Source organism: Parendozoicomonas verongulae, from assembly GCF_009711465.1.
GTDB lineage: Bacteria > Pseudomonadota > Gammaproteobacteria > Pseudomonadales > Endozoicomonadaceae > Sansalvadorimonas > Sansalvadorimonas verongulae.
In genome coordinates, this window is record NZ_SMME01000385.1 from 393 (window position 1) to 705 (window position 313).

General features: G+C 42.8%; 1 protein-coding gene. It reads left to right on the plus strand.

Going from position 1 to position 313, the window contains the following annotated elements:
• Positions 1-110: 110 nt before the first annotated feature.
• Positions 111-313: hypothetical protein (locus E1189_RS24455; protein ID WP_230459877.1), on the plus strand; the 203-nt coding region annotated here is incomplete at its 3' end.

Sequence of the window (313 nt, forward strand, 5' to 3'; positions counted from 1 at the left end):
AATGAGTAACTCGGTCTGTCTCTTTCACAACCATATTCTGAGCGTCGTAAGCACCTGCATCACAAGGCTACGTTGCTATCTTTTCTGTTCTTTTTAGAGGAAAGATGGGAATGATCTTCAGGCTGAACTTTTTTGTCACCACTCTCTGCATAGTGATCGGCCTGTCTTCATCTGACACTTTTGCAGTAAAAGTCAAAAGTCAACCAATCCGCTCTATTCAATCACAATCACTTGATGTGATCTCTACGGGCAGCATTGCTATACAAACTACAGACAGCACACGTATCCATCCCCATAAAGCAACATCCTGTGT